Origin of the sequence: Acinetobacter sp. IK40, assembly GCF_035615075.1 — a bacterium.
GTDB classification, from domain to species: domain Bacteria; phylum Pseudomonadota; class Gammaproteobacteria; order Pseudomonadales; family Moraxellaceae; genus Acinetobacter; species Acinetobacter courvalinii.
The window spans coordinates 228,003-241,587 of record NZ_JANBOE010000001.1; the positions used below are offsets into that span (position 1 = coordinate 228,003).

A 13,585-nucleotide genomic window follows, 5' to 3' on the forward strand; every position below is an offset into this window, starting at 1 on the left:
CTTTGTTAATAAAAAGGGTTGGTTTTATTACAATGTGGTTTAATCATTTATTGAATTAGACTAGAGCTGATTTATTATTTTTAAAAATATTAATATGAGATAAATAATGCTGGATTGTGATTATATGACTCATAAGAATATATTTATAAAAAATAAATATAAAATACGAATATAGACGGTTTAATCTAAAAACCATCTGCTTCATTTAATTAAACTTTACTGTTATGCAAGGACTCGCTGGGGGATTGTAAAATCTGGCTGCCTGCTGCAACGCTATGGGTGAGCCAGACATTGCCGCCAATAATGGAGCCTTTACCAATAGTGATGCAGCCTAAAATGGTTGCACCTGCATAAATCACCACGTGGTCTTCAACAACCGGATGACGGGCATAATCTTTTTTCAGTGCGCCATCTTCATTGACTTCGAAGCGTTTTGCGCCGAGCGTGACCGCCTGATAGATGCGGACATATTCACCAATCACCGAGGTTTCACCAATCACCACGCCGGTACCATGATCGATAAAGAAGCCTTTCCCGATTTGTGCTCCAGGATGAATATCAATCCCGGTGGCTGAATGGGCCAGTTCAGAAATAATTCGTGAGAGCAGCGGTACACTGTGATAGAGCTGATGGGCGACACGATGATGAATAATCGCTAAAATCCCGGGATAGCAGAGTAGGACTTCATCAACGCTATGTGCTGCGGGATCGCCTTCATAGGCTGCACAGACATCAGCATCCAGTAGACGACGGATGTCCGGCAGGGTGTTGGCAAAGTCCTGTACGATGGTCTGTGCCAAAGCGACCTGCTGTTCATACAGCAGCCTGTCGTTATTCGAAATGGGAACCTGCTTCACCCGACTTTTGGCTTCATAATTTAAAGCCAGTTTGACCTGTGCAAACAGGGCATTCAAAACCCGGTCAAGTGTATAGGCAATATAATAATCTTCTGTTTCCTGACGCAGCTCACTGGGTCCAAGCCGCATTGGAAATAGAATGCCGCACAGATCATCCAGTATTGATTTAAGCGCCTCTTTGGATGGAAGTTCGCGTCCACCAAATTCCTTGATACGGTGTTGCCGTTCCCGCCATTCGTGTCGTGCTTGTTGTAAGCCTTCGACCACCGGCTGTATTTTCCATTGGCTCACGAGAGTTCCTTGCAAAATGAGGGGTTAAAAACATCAAGCTTCAAAGGTCATATCAATCTTGTAGCCAAGGTAATTGATGAATACGCCAGCCATTGCTTTGATTTCGTTGTTGCTGTTCGTTCAGATCGCCTTCAAAGCCTTCTAGCACGTTATAGACTTGGGCAAAACCAGCACTAAAGGCCGCAGTCGCTGCCAAAGCCGAGCGTTTACCACTACGGCAGAGTAAGAGAATGGTTTTATCTTTGCCGACCTTGCTATCCAGTTCTTTCAGGAAACGTGGATTTCGGTTGAATGAGGTACCGGTTGCCCATGCCACATGGACACTTTCAGGCACATAACCGACAAATTTACGTTCTTCATTGGTGCGGACATCCACTAAAATGGCATGACCTTGTTGAACCAGAAACCATGCTTCAGCAGGCGGAACACTGCCGGTAAAATCAAGCTCATTGTCTTCTGCATATTGTTGTGCGCGTTGCAGGATATCTTGTGGGTCGTTTGAAGAACCGTCTGAAGTGAAGTTGGATTCTGCAGCTTGAGCAGAATCAAATTGAGCATTCATTGTTATAACCTTTATATACATCAGCGGGATGATGTTTTTATCTTAGGACTGTTTTTATATTCAGGAAAATAATCAAAATTTATTTATATATCTATTTTTGATAAATGATGGGTATTTATTAACTTATTCGGAATATGGTTTAAAATGGTTTTTTTAATAAATACATTTATTAGATTTAAAGATGAAATTATCAGGAATAAATATTTTACTTTTCCATTAAGTTGCATCATTAATATTTAAAAAGGGGAGTTTGGAAAATTAAATGCAAGAGCACTGAAAAATATCGCTATTGATGATAAAAACAGCATAAATTGTCTAAGACTTATTCTTATCTCATAAAGGAATAAGCAACTCACTTTTTCTTATTTTTAATCATAAGGCATGCCGCATACCATAAGCCTATATTGTTGAAAGATCATCTAATTATGGGCATCAAGAACACCAAGCCGCTAATTGTTACAGCGATCGTCCTTGTGGCGATTGTTGCTTTTATTGTCTATCAAAATCAAAAAGATGCTGCGCCTGTTCAGTCTAAAAACAAGGCAGTGGTGATTGCCTACCAGACTGGTGTTGATCCAACCAAGGTTGCACAGGCCAATGGTGATTATGAACGTGACAGTAAGCAAGCCATTCAATGGCGTAAGTTTGATGCAGGTTCAGATGTGGTCAATGCATTGGCTTCGGGTGATGTGGTGATCGGCAATATCGGTTCCAGTCCACTGGCCGCTGCAGCAAGCCGTGATTTACCGATTGAAGTCTTTCTGGTCACAGCAAAATTAGGTGGTTCAGAAGCCCTCGTGGTCAGCAATAAATCCGGCATCAAAAACCCGCAAGACTTGATTGGCAAAACCATTGCGGTGCCGTTTGTTTCAACCACACATTACAGCTTGTTGTCAGCACTCAAGCATTGGAATATTGCCGATAACCAGGTCAAGATCATTAATTTACGTCCACCTGAAATCACGGCTGCTTGGGAGCGTGGTGATATTGATGCCACTTATGTCTGGGAACCTGCATTAAGCAAAGTCAAAGCCAGTGGGCATGTCTTGACCGATTCGAAACAGGTCGGCGAGTGGGGTGCACCAACTTATGATTTATGGGTAGTACGTAAAGATTTTGCTGAAAAAAATCCAGAATTCTTAAAAGCCTTTGTGCAAACCAGCTTGAAACAAGTTGAAGCGTATCAGCAAGATCCGAAAGCATTTGAACAAAATGCCGATCATATCCAGAAAATTGCTCAGCTGACAGGCTCTGATGTGAAAGATATTCCTTTACTGTTATCCGGCAATATTTATCTGAATAGCCAGCAACAACACGCGACTTTAGCGGGTGAGTTTGCCAAAAATATTTTCGATACCGCAACATTCCTAAAAAGCCAAGGCAAGGTGGATCAAGTCAAACCTGATTATCAAGCGAATGTCACCACCCAATTCTTACAGCCATAGGAGATCGAAATGAGCATATTAGCTGCCGAGCATCTTCATTTAACCTTTCCCAAACAGAACGTGCCTGTATTGCAAGATATCAATCTTAAGATTGAGGAAGGCACCTTGACTGTGGTTTTGGGTGAGTCTGGCTGTGGTAAAACAACATTGCTGAATATCTTGGCGGGCTTTCAACAGCCAAGTTCGGGCCAGATTACACTGGATCATGAAGTGGTGACTGCACCCGATGCACGTCGTGCGGTGGTGTTTCAGGATCATGCGCTGTTACCTTGGTTAAATGTCTCTGAAAATATCGGTTTTGCTTTACAGCTCAAAGGCTTGAAAGCGCAAGAAATTCAACAGCAAGTCGATGCAATCCTGAAAATTGTGGGTTTAAGTCATGTGGCACAAGCCAATATCTGGGAACTGTCTGGTGGTATGAAACAACGTGTCGGTATCGCACGTGCCTTGATCAGCCATGCGGCATTCATTTTGCTGGATGAGCCTTTTGCTGCGCTGGATGCCTTTACCCGTGAAACCATGCAGCAGTTGGTACTGGATTTATGGATTGAACAAAATAAATCGTTCTTCCTGATCACACATGACATTGAGGAAGCGCTTTTGCTGAGCAATCAGCTGGTGTTGATGACGGCTCGTCCTGGAAAAATTGTCGAGACTTTAAAACTGGATTTTGCAGATCGTTATCAGCAGGGTGAATCGATCCGTGCGATTAAGTCGGATCCACAATTTATCCAGTTACGTGAGCAACTGTTTGAACGCTTACGCGTACAGAAGCAGGCAGGACATGAGGTGGCTGTATGACGGGTCAAGCAAAAAACACCGCTTATGAGCTGAGCAAGGCAGAACAACTGCAAGCGACCAACAATGCACAGCCGGATTCAATCTTGAGTTCAATTGGGGCTTTTGTTGCTCGTCATCGCAGTTTGGTCCTCAGTCTTTCCAGTGTACTGAGTGTATTGGTGATCTGGTATCTGATCACGGCATTAAAAATTGTTCCAAGCCTGTTTTTACCAAGTCCACAAGCGGTATGGCAGAAGTTCCTTGAAGTCAGCCAGCAAGGCTTTATGAAAGCCACCTTATGGCAGCATCTGGCCGCGAGTATTTCTCGGGTCTTATTGGCCTTGGTTGCCGCAATTGCGATTGGGGTGCCTTTAGGTTTATGGATGGGACTGAATAAATGGGTGCGTGCAGTGCTTGATCCATTGGTTGAGTTATTGCGTCCGATTCCACCTTTGGCTTATTTGCCACTCTTGGTGATCTGGTTCGGGATTGGTGAAACCACCAAAGTACTTTTGATTTTCTTTTCGATCCTGGCGCCTGTGATTATCAGCAGTACCCATGGTGTACTGAGCCATCAGCTCAATCGTGAGCGTGCAGCTTTATCTTTGGGAGCGAGCCAGTCGCAAGTATTCTGGCATGTGATTCTGCCGACCGCATTACCGCATATTTTAACGGGTGTCCGTATTGGTTTGGGTGTAGGCTGGTCAACCTTGGTGGCTTCGGAATTAGTTGCAGCAGATCGGGGCATTGGTTTTATGGTGCAGTCGGCGGCACAATTCCTGATTACCGATACCGTGGTTCTCGGCATTATTGTCATTGCGATTGTCGCAGTAAGTTTTGAATTGTTTTTGCGTTGGTTACAGAAGCAATTATCTCCTTGGTATGGCCAACAGTTATAAGTGTGAGTAGTAGAAGATGACGTTAAATATTGAAGTTATTAAACCAACAATCGGTGCCATTATTCACGATGTTGATTTAAACACGGCTGATGAAAATACTACACAACAAATTCAACAGGCTTTGCTGGATCATCATGTGATCTTCTTCCGCAACCAGCAGCTTGCCCCTCAGGCACAAGCTGAACTGGCGCGTGGTTTTGGTTCTTTGCATATTCATCCGATCTATCCATCGGTAGACAATGTTCCTGAAATCATTGTGCTCGATAGCTGGAAACAGGATTTGCGTGACAATGAACTCTGGCACACTGATGTGACTTTTAGCCAGAAACCGCCATTGGGCTGTGTATTGCAAGCTATCAAGATTCCACCTGTAGGCGGTGATACCCTGTGGTCGAGTGGCGCGGCGGCATTTGCTGCCTTGGATCAAGACTTGCAGCAAAAGTTAAAAGGTTTAACCGCAACCCATGACATCCGTCAGTCTTTCCCGATTGAACGTTTTGCGCATAATGATGTTGAACGTCAAAAACTGGAAGAAACCTTTAAGCGTAATCCTCCTGTTGTTCATCCTGTGGTGAGAACGCATCCGGTCACGGGTCAACCGATTTTGTTTGTGAGTGAAGGTTTTACTACCCGTATTAATGAACTGGATGAAACCGAAAGCGCTGAATTGCTACAGTATTTATTTGCGCATGCCACCAATGAGCAGTTCCATTTGCGTTGGCAGTGGCAGGCAGGCGATGTGGCAATTTGGGATAATCGTTGTACGCAGCATAAGGCTTTATTTGATTATGGTGATGCGCATCGGATTATGCATCGTGCCACGATTAACGGTGATGTACCATTTTATCAGGCAGCGAGTTAAGGTTTGATTTAGATGAGAAAGCTTGGGTAAAATCCTGAGCTTTTTTATTCTTGGGGCTGAGGTTATTTCCTGTATTTGATACTCGGTAATCTCATCCACAACCTGCGTGGTTTTTATAAAGTATAGTTTCTGCGAAAGATTTAAAAAGATTACAAGAAGTGGACAGGTTTTGTGGATGAGGATGCTTTTGGTTACTTTGGGCGAAACCAAAGTAACTCCAGCTGAAGGCTTATCCTTAAATTGGATGAGAGCACGGCACGACTCCGTTAAAGCCTATCCTTCAATAAATAACGGTCTTTAGTGGCTGATTTCACAGGTCTGCTTGTAAACCGAAGGCGCTTGTCCGGTCCAGCGTTTAAAGGCACGTCGGAATTCACGTAATTCGCTAAAACCCAGTTGCAGGCTAATCTCACTCATTGACAGGTTCTGTTCAATCAGTTGCTTGGCCTTGCGTTCCAGTACATTTTGCCGGATTTGTTGAAAACTCAAGCCCTCTGCTAATAATTGCCGTCTTAAATGGCGTTCGCTGATCCGTAAATGTTCAGCAGCGTGTTGCATCTCAAAACGCTCAGGTAAATGCTGTTCAATCAAATGATCAAGTAAATGCACATAGCCAACCTGATTGAGCCGGTCGATTTCTTTTAGGGCCTGTTCACAGATCTGGATGGCAGTTGCATAGTTAGCGGGGCTGTAATTTTTTAAGCTGCGTTGCAACAGGCGGTGACTAAAACGCATGACATTTTTATCACGGTTAAACTGGATGGGGCAGCCAAACAGATCGTGATATTGTTGTTGATAGTCGCTTGGGAAATAGCTGAGCTCAAGACTGATGACATCCTCATGATCGCCTAGCATTGCATTTAAACAGGTAATGATGCTGCTAAATAATTCATCATAGAAAAAGGCTTTCAGTTCATTGCAGGGATAGGGTTCAGTGACTTCCAGCTCACACAGATCATCGTGGATGGAAAAGTTAATATTCAAGACACTGCCAGAAATCCGATGGTAGCGCAGCGCAATGTCCAAAGCATCTGCCACGGTTTTACACGATTGCATGGCAAAGCCCAAAATTCCCATCGAAATCAGACCTTCACTACTGCCAAGTTTTAAACCGAGGTCGGGTTGCTGATAGGCTGCAATGGCTTGACGAACAACATCACAGAGTTGGCTAAAACGAACTACCCCTTGGGTTTCCTGTATTTGAGCAATGTCCAAACCTGAATCTTGAAACCATGCGGCATAATCCCACTGCTGTTGCTCTGCATAATGAATCAGGCTCGCCAGAATGGTGGGTAGAATAAACTGTTGTTGCTCATTTTTATCGCTGCTGTGTATAGGCATAAGTCCGTTTAGCCCCCCAAAGAAAAGTGTCTTTAACCCTGTTGGGTATCGCATAATTTTGATTAACTTTCAACATGCTTTAAGACAGTTAAAAAAAGAATTGAAAAGGAAGTCGTAATGTATCAGGTGGGTTGGGACAAGCAGAAAATCAAAATCACAGCCAAAGGCTATGCCATGTTTGGTTATGGACAATGGTCACATCGGGCCTATGAGCAGCGCACAGCTTTATTTGCCAGAAGTGTCAGTATTGTCGATCAGCAGCACAACCGACTGTTGATCTGCTGTCTGGATTTAGGCTGTATTACCCATGCCATACGCAGCCAAACTGTAGCGCAACTTACACAAATTCTAGATTCGAAATTTGATGAAAATCAACTGCTTCTCATGGCCACCCATACCCATTCTGGGCCTGGCGGTTGTGGCTATGAAGCTTTGTATAATATGCCGACCCCTGGATTTGTGCCTGAACATTTAAAGGCGATTGTTGAGGCAATTGTACAGAGTATTCAAAATGCGATTGCGTCTGAACAAGACACCGAGATTTTTTTAGCGACTCAGCATTTCTCGGAACAGACAGCTGTGGCATGGAATCGTTCAATCAAAGCCTATAATCGTAATCCAGAAGTTCAGTCACGTACCGAAGCTGAAACGCATTTGGCCTTGAATCGTGAAATGCAGTTGATTGGTTTCTATCGGGAACAAAAGCTCCAGTCCTTTATTTCCTTATTTGGAGTTCATGCAACCTGTTTGGGGAATTCCTTAAACGCCTATGATGGCGATAATAAAGGTTATGCAGCCGCATTTTCCGAGCAGGCTTTAACTGAGCAAGGGATTCAAAATCCAGTGACGATTTTTGCTCAGGCAACTGCAGGGGATGTATCACCGCATTTTCATGGCAAAGACCAACTCAAGATTCGCAAAAAGATCAAAGGTGAGCAGGAATATCAGTACGCGCAACAAAATGGTCGTTATCAAAGTGAACTGGCTCTGAATGGCTTACAGCAGAATATCCCTAAAAATTTGCAAAAAGTCGAAAGCAAGATCGATGCTGTTTTGTCCTATGTCGATCTGAGTAATATTGAAATTCCAGAGGTGTTCGCAGCAGGGCAAAAGCATGCCAAGACCAGTCAGCCTTGTCATGGCACCGCATTTTTTGCAGGCACACCTGTCGATGGTTTAGGCGCACCCAAACCCTTAATTATGGGAATGCAATTTTTAGCCGATCAATTTCGCAAACAGAAAACCAGGCATTCCAATGCAGCTGATTTTGTAGCGTATCAGCAACTATATGCCTCACAAGGGCCGAAACAGATTGTACTGGAAGCGGGTGCCAAAAAGATTTTAGGTCAACCGATTGGTTTTCCGCCCGGTATTCTTGATCCGTTGATAGCAGAAATGAATCGACAAGTGAAAGCTGGGGCGATTCAGCACAGTCCCTTAGTTCCAAGTGTAGTTCCATTACAGATCGTGCGATTAGGTCAATTGGCTTTGATTTGTTGTCCAGGAGAATTTACCACCATCGCAGGACAGCGTGTCGTTGATACGGTTAAACAGACGCTTGCCGCACAGGCTTCAATTGAAAGCGTCTGGTTAGCATCCTACTGCAATGATTATATGGGCTATGTCACCACCTATGAAGAGTACCAGGTGCAAGCCTATGAAGGGGGACACACCTTGTTTGGTCAATGGACACTGGCTGCCTGTCAGAGCAAATTCAAAGCATTAGCAGAACAATTAGGATTAGAAAAAAACAAACGTCATTACGATGAAATGACAAGACCACAACCGATTCCAGCACAGGAACTCGCAAAACGTAGCAATCATGGCAACCTAAAAACTGCCGTTAGCCAGGGAGAGGCAGTATGAGTAATCTAAAACAAGGCATCTGGTCAAACTGGTCCGGTTTTCAACAATCCAAACCGCAACAGGTTTTACAGCCTGCTAATATTCAAGAACTACAGAGCATCGTTGCTCAGCAACAAAAAATACGGGTAGTGGGTGCAGGACATTCCTTTACACCCTTGGTCTGTACCGATGCCACCTTATTGTCTCTGGATCAGATTGCAGGCATTGCATCAACAGATCATGCCCGATGCCAAAGCAGTATTTATGCGGGTACGCGTTTATATGATCTAGATCAGCACCTCCAGCAGCAATCGATTAATCAGGCCTTGATGAATCAGGGTGATATTGATCAGCAAAGTCTTGCGGGGGCGGTTTCTACGGGCACACATGGGACAGGAGCAGATTTACATTGTATTTCGGCCTATGTGGAGGCTTTTGAGCTGTTGACGGCTTCTGGTGAAATCCTGCAATGCAGTCGAACAGAGCATCCTGAAATCTTTGCCGCAGGACGGGTGTCTTTGGGGAGTTTGGGTATCCTGACTCAGATCACCATGCAGAATCGCCCGCGCTATAAACTCAAAGAGCATATTCAACTGTGTCCGGTCGAAGACATGATGCAGCATATTCAGCAATGGAAGCAGCAGCATCGACATATCGAATGTTTTGTGTTTTCCCATGAAAAGCAGTTGATGCTGAAAACCTTGGATGAGACCGATGAAGCGGTTTTGCCGCGTAAGGAAAATTTCCCGTCTGACGATACGCTGCTGACCCTTTGTTCCGAGTTAACCAGAAGCTTTCCTGCACTGAATCCGTATTTACAGAAGCTATTAGGTATTTTTGTTAAACCGACCACCTATGTGGATTGGTCGAGTAAAATTTTTCCGACACCGCGTAATACCAAGTTCAATGAAATGGAATATCAGATTCCTGTAGATCGTGGAGTTGAATGTCTGGATGAAATACTGTATGCCTTAAGAAAATATAAAGTGGCTACCTTTTTTCCACTCGAATTTCGCTTTGTGAAAGGGGATGATATCTGGCTCAGTCCGTTTTATCAGCAAGATTCCATTTCAATTTCAGTGCATCAATACCACAAACAAGATCCGAAGTTAATTTTTGAGGTAGTTGAGCCGATTTTGCAAAAATATCGGGGTCGTCCGCATTGGGGGAAAATGCATACCATGACAACCACTCAATTACAGACTTTATATCCAAAGTGGGATGATTTTATGGCGTTGCGTCAGCAGCTTGATCCGGAAGCCAAGTTTTTAAACCCCTATCTGGAAAAGCTGTTTTTAGGTTAAATCGAATGTTTATGAGTTGAAAGTGCTTAATAGCGTTATATCGGGCTTGCATCCAATGAAGGGTTAAGCTTTTAGCTGCAGTTACCTTGTTTTCACCCTGAGCAGCGTTTCAAGTCTCGTAAGATGTATTTTTCTTGCACTCTGCCAAAGCTTTAGCCGCTTTGGCTCGCTCAGGTTGTAGATGACTTTTCACGTATCAAATTGTATGTAAATTTTCTTGGATTGAAAAAGGTATAGCCATGTTGGATCATTATTTTAAACAGCTCAATCTGGACCTGAAAAAACAGGGGATTGCGACTCCACAACTGATCATCGATGAAGCCGCGTTAAAACAAAATATCCAGCATGTTCAGATTCGCCTTGCTCACGCCAAACATTTAAAAGCACGCCTGGTGGTGAAATCATTAGCCAGTCTGGATTTACTCAAGTTGTTATCTGCCCAGATCAACACCCAGCGTTTTATGGTATTTCATCAACCGCATATTATTTCGATATTAGAAAATTTTGCTGAAGCCGATATTTTGTTGGGCAAACCGATGCCGGCTCAAGCGGTACGCCATTTTTTTGAACAACATGCAGCATGGTCGAATGCCAATATCCAGTGGCTGGTGGATACCCAGCAACGTGTGCAGCAATATCTTGAGATTGCCCAGACTTATTCGCGCTGTCTAAAGCTGAATATTGAGATTGATGTGGGTTTACACCGTGGTGGGGTACAATCGACACAACAGCTGACCGAAATATTAAAGCTGATTGAGCGAAATCCACAGTATTTAAAACTTTCTGGCTTGATGGGCTATGATGCGCATGTCACCAAAATCCCTGCCATCATTAAAAAACCTGAACTGGCTTATCATAGCTCCCAGCAGACTTATGCGCATTATCAGCAGCTGATTCAAAAACAGTTCCCAACCTTGTGGAATGAGGCGTTGTGTTTTAATGGCGGTGGCAGTCCAACCTTTAGCTTGCATACCACTGCAAGTGTCTGCAATGACTTGTCTTTTGGTTCAATGTTGTTAAAACCAAGTGATTTTGAGAGTGATTTTTTACAGGCATTGCAACCTGCATTATGGATCGCTGCACCTGTGCTTAAGGTATTGCCATTTACCCAACTGCCTTCGATGTCGTTACTGGATAAATTGCCGCATAAATGCAAGGCGCTGTTTATTTATGGCGGCTACTGGCTGGCTGATTATGTTTATCCTGATCAGTGTCATACCCATGCCTTATATGGGCGCAGCAGTAATCAGGAGCTGGTCAATGTACCGAAGAATTGTGATATTCAGGTCGATGATTTTGTGTTTTTAAGACCCACACAGAGTGAGGCAATTATTCCTCAATTTTCCGAGTTAAAACTGTATCGCACACATGCTTTTGAGACATGGCAAACTTTTAGTGAGTGACGATGAGTCACCAAGCTTTGCTCATTAATATTCGAGCTAAAAGCTTGTCGTGTACCCAGAGCTTTAAAAAAAATCGGCCAAATGACAGCTTTTTGCTTCAGTCAGGTTTTCAATGGAATCGACTAATAGAATATTGATATCTTTTTCACTTTTATAGGCCGCGATCACTTCTGCATAAATCGGCTGTTTTAGTTTGGTGGCGTTTGAGAGAAAATCTGATACCGCCTTTTCCTTAGACCAGTCGGCATCTTTCAATACATATTCATTCTGCGCAATATCGCATCGCGTTAACATGGCTTTATTATCCTGAATAGTTAAGGTGCCCATAAAAATATCCATGCTCTCTTTGGGATCAGGCGAATTGGCAAAAGTTGTGAAAGGAAAAACTAAGCCAGATATAAATATTGCAAAGACAACAGTGATTTTTTTCATTGGATTTTCCTGAAGATGACATTCATTATTAAAGTAATACTTTGAGATTTTAATCTCAGAGGTGGATTGAATGCCAGAAAATAGCCAAGTAGGCGCAGGAATTAAACTGGATCATGAGTCTACTTGGCTGGATAAGACTGAATGACTAAAAACGATAACCCATCTTCAAACCATAGCCAATGGCGCTGTTATCTTTAAAATCGGCTTGTTCAGCAACCGGTTTGATCCCTGGTACAGGAATGTAATAGGTACCATCTTCGGCCACTACATCGCCTAACCAGAAGTATTTAACGCCTGCGGCAATAAAGTAGTTCGGGGCAGGATTAAACTGGGCACCTAGACCAATCCCCCAAGAGCCTTTGGTGGGGTTCAAGGTAGAGGCCGGGTTGCCTGTACCCGAGTCCCAACTGACTTCTGTGGAGGCACTCCATTTTTCAGTAAATTGATGTCCAAGTCCGAGATTGACCGTCCATTGATCTTTTTGGTAGCTATCCAGATCAAAACCACCGCTATAGCTGCCTTCGCTGATCAAGTCAGTCAGGTATTCGGTGACTGCGCCAAACTGGGTCGGACGGATATGAAAATCTTTCCAGTTGACCCAACGTAGGTTGGTATAGAGCAATGTGTCTTTATACACACCCGTCTGAAAATCAATATTCACGGATTGTGGTGTACTAATTTTAGTCTTGCCCGGTGTGGTGACTTCCAGAGGTTCACCAAACATGGTCTCAGTTACCTGCATATCGTGGTCGATCTTGGAGCGATAGGTCACTGCGGCTTTTAAGGCAATATCCGGGATTTGATAACTCAACCCTGCCAGCCAGCCCACCGCATGATCCTGTTTAAATTTGGCATCATAACCATTAAAGGCTTCACTGTATGAGTTACCACGCAGCGCGACATCCCCTTTGACCGATTGATAGACAGCACCGCCATAGAGTTGAAAGTTGCTAAATGGACTGACACCCAAAATCATGCTAATGCTTTCAGTATCAACATTGACCGATGTGCCTTGATGGGTGAATTCATTGTCCGAGAAGGTATTATTGGACTGCATCGGATAAGTAATGTCCGCACCAAAAGGCTGGTCATAGAGCAAGCCAAAGCTGATCCGGTCGGTCAGTTGCAGCTTGAGCGCAGCAGCATAATATTGAAAGCTGTTGCCCATATTGCCTGAGTTCAGGTTCTGCGGATCATTGACCAGTTCAGGACGATTACGGATTTTTCCTGAAATATCAGGATCGACCGCTGTGGCACCAACCTCGACATAATTGCCATTTTCCAGAAAGGGTAAAATAGATTGGCCGGATTGATCCAGTGCCGCAGCATGATTGAGGGTGGCGGCAAATAGGCTACAGATGCCGATTAAAATTGGATTGCGTTTCATAGTGATCATCCTTGGAAAACCGTGTCTTATTTTTAGCGCTGATATTTTTATTAACGGTCATTTTTTCTATTAGCAGTAAATTGATTTCACTCAATATTTTTAAATAGAAAAGCAATGTCCATGCTTGTAGTGAAGCATTTTTTCAAGAGCGGGAATAGGGTTATAAATGTTCAGGAT

The 13,585-nt window shown here is 43.6% G+C and carries 12 protein-coding genes; 7 read left to right on the forward strand and 5 right to left on the reverse strand.

All coding sequences use genetic code 11. The features are described from left to right. Positions 1 to 209 precede the first annotated feature (209 nt). The gene (epsC, locus tag MSG93_RS01090; RefSeq protein ID WP_324620640.1) at positions 210 to 1,166 is read right to left on the reverse strand and encodes a serine O-acetyltransferase EpsC; all 957 of its coding nucleotides are present in this window, start codon (positions 1,164 to 1,166) and stop codon (positions 210 to 212) included. A 34-nt stretch (positions 1,167 to 1,200) separates the two neighbouring features. After that, positions 1,201 to 1,710, reverse strand: a complete 510-nt coding sequence (locus tag MSG93_RS01095) for a rhodanese-like domain-containing protein (protein ID WP_324619196.1) — start codon at positions 1,708 to 1,710, stop codon at positions 1,201 to 1,203. A gap of 407 nt (positions 1,711 to 2,117) precedes the next feature. On the opposite strand from MSG93_RS01095, the gene tauA reads away from it, so the two are divergent. Genes tauA through tauD form a run of 4 tightly spaced genes read left to right on the forward strand, consistent with a single transcriptional unit; the run spans position 2,118 to position 5,696 of the window. After that, the gene (gene tauA / locus MSG93_RS01100; RefSeq protein WP_324619198.1) at positions 2,118 to 3,155 is read left to right on the forward strand and encodes a taurine ABC transporter substrate-binding protein; all 1,038 of its coding nucleotides are present in this window, start codon (positions 2,118 to 2,120) and stop codon (positions 3,153 to 3,155) included. A gap of 9 nt (positions 3,156 to 3,164) precedes the next feature. Next, on the forward strand, positions 3,165 to 3,956 hold the full coding sequence (locus MSG93_RS01105; RefSeq protein WP_324619200.1) for a taurine ABC transporter ATP-binding protein: 792 nt from the start codon (positions 3,165 to 3,167) through the stop codon (positions 3,954 to 3,956). Beyond that, entirely contained in the window at positions 3,953 to 4,834 is an 882-nt protein-coding gene (gene tauC, locus MSG93_RS01110) for a taurine ABC transporter permease TauC (RefSeq protein ID WP_005284433.1), read from the forward strand. Before MSG93_RS01105 ends, tauC begins: the two co-directional genes overlap by 4 nt. A gap of 16 nt (positions 4,835 to 4,850) precedes the next feature. Continuing rightward, positions 4,851 to 5,696, forward strand: coding sequence for a taurine dioxygenase (gene tauD, locus MSG93_RS01115; protein ID WP_005229319.1), 846 nt, complete (start codon positions 4,851 to 4,853; stop codon positions 5,694 to 5,696). A 297-nt stretch (positions 5,697 to 5,993) separates the two neighbouring features. Here the strand turns inward: tauD and MSG93_RS01120 are convergent, their stop codons facing one another. Continuing rightward, positions 5,994 to 7,091 (reverse strand): AraC family transcriptional regulator, encoded by a 1,098-nt coding sequence (locus MSG93_RS01120; protein ID WP_324619204.1) that lies wholly within the window; start codon positions 7,089 to 7,091, stop codon positions 5,994 to 5,996. A gap of 63 nt (positions 7,092 to 7,154) precedes the next feature. Here MSG93_RS01120 and MSG93_RS01125 point away from each other — a divergent pair, with 63 nt between their 5' ends. From MSG93_RS01125 to MSG93_RS01135, 3 genes are all read left to right on the forward strand, one after another. Further along, complete coding sequence (locus tag MSG93_RS01125; protein WP_324619206.1) at positions 7,155 to 8,903, forward strand: neutral/alkaline non-lysosomal ceramidase N-terminal domain-containing protein; 1,749 nt, start codon at positions 7,155 to 7,157, stop codon at positions 8,901 to 8,903. Beyond that, a complete protein-coding gene (locus MSG93_RS01130; protein ID WP_324619208.1) occupies positions 8,900 to 10,186 on the forward strand; it encodes a D-arabinono-1,4-lactone oxidase in 1,287 nt (428 codons plus the stop codon). The genes MSG93_RS01125 and MSG93_RS01130 overlap by 4 nt, the downstream gene beginning before the upstream one ends. 239 nt (positions 10,187 to 10,425) lie before the next feature. Beyond that, positions 10,426 to 11,589, forward strand: coding sequence for an alanine racemase (locus MSG93_RS01135; RefSeq protein WP_324619209.1), 1,164 nt, complete (start codon positions 10,426 to 10,428; stop codon positions 11,587 to 11,589). 63 nt (positions 11,590 to 11,652) lie between these two features. Here the strand turns inward: MSG93_RS01135 and MSG93_RS01140 are convergent, their stop codons facing one another. Together MSG93_RS01140 and MSG93_RS01145 are read right to left on the reverse strand one after the other, a co-directional pair. Beyond that, positions 11,653 to 12,021 (reverse strand): hypothetical protein, encoded by a 369-nt coding sequence (locus MSG93_RS01140; RefSeq protein ID WP_324619211.1) that lies wholly within the window; start codon positions 12,019 to 12,021, stop codon positions 11,653 to 11,655. A gap of 145 nt (positions 12,022 to 12,166) precedes the next feature. Next, positions 12,167 to 13,408 carry an OmpP1/FadL family transporter gene (locus MSG93_RS01145; RefSeq protein ID WP_324619213.1) on the reverse strand — a complete coding sequence of 414 codons (1,242 nt, stop codon included), beginning with the start codon at positions 13,406 to 13,408 and terminating at the stop codon, positions 12,167 to 12,169. Between the last annotated feature and the right edge of the window lie 177 nt (positions 13,409 to 13,585).

Excerpts from the sequence above, each read along its gene's own strand:
- MSG93_RS01125 (WP_324619206.1), top strand. The coding sequence starts at position 7,155 with ATGTATCAGGTGGGTTGGGACAAGCAGAAAATCAAAATCACAGCCAAA.
- tauC (WP_005284433.1), top strand. The coding sequence starts at position 3,953 with ATGACGGGTCAAGCAAAAAACACCGCTTATGAGCTGAGCAAGGCAGAA.
- MSG93_RS01140 (WP_324619211.1), bottom strand. The coding sequence starts at position 12,021 with ATGAAAAAAATCACTGTTGTCTTTGCAATATTTATATCTGGCTTAGTT.
- MSG93_RS01135 (WP_324619209.1), top strand. The coding sequence starts at position 10,426 with ATGTTGGATCATTATTTTAAACAGCTCAATCTGGACCTGAAAAAACAG.
- MSG93_RS01120 (WP_324619204.1), bottom strand. The coding sequence starts at position 7,091 with ATGCGATACCCAACAGGGTTAAAGACACTTTTCTTTGGGGGGCTAAAC.
- tauD (WP_005229319.1), top strand. The coding sequence starts at position 4,851 with ATGACGTTAAATATTGAAGTTATTAAACCAACAATCGGTGCCATTATT.
- MSG93_RS01095 (WP_324619196.1), bottom strand. The coding sequence starts at position 1,710 with ATGAATGCTCAATTTGATTCTGCTCAAGCTGCAGAATCCAACTTCACT.
- MSG93_RS01105 (WP_324619200.1), top strand. The coding sequence starts at position 3,165 with ATGAGCATATTAGCTGCCGAGCATCTTCATTTAACCTTTCCCAAACAG.
- MSG93_RS01145 (WP_324619213.1), bottom strand. The coding sequence starts at position 13,408 with ATGAAACGCAATCCAATTTTAATCGGCATCTGTAGCCTATTTGCCGCC.
- MSG93_RS01130 (WP_324619208.1), top strand. The coding sequence starts at position 8,900 with ATGAGTAATCTAAAACAAGGCATCTGGTCAAACTGGTCCGGTTTTCAA.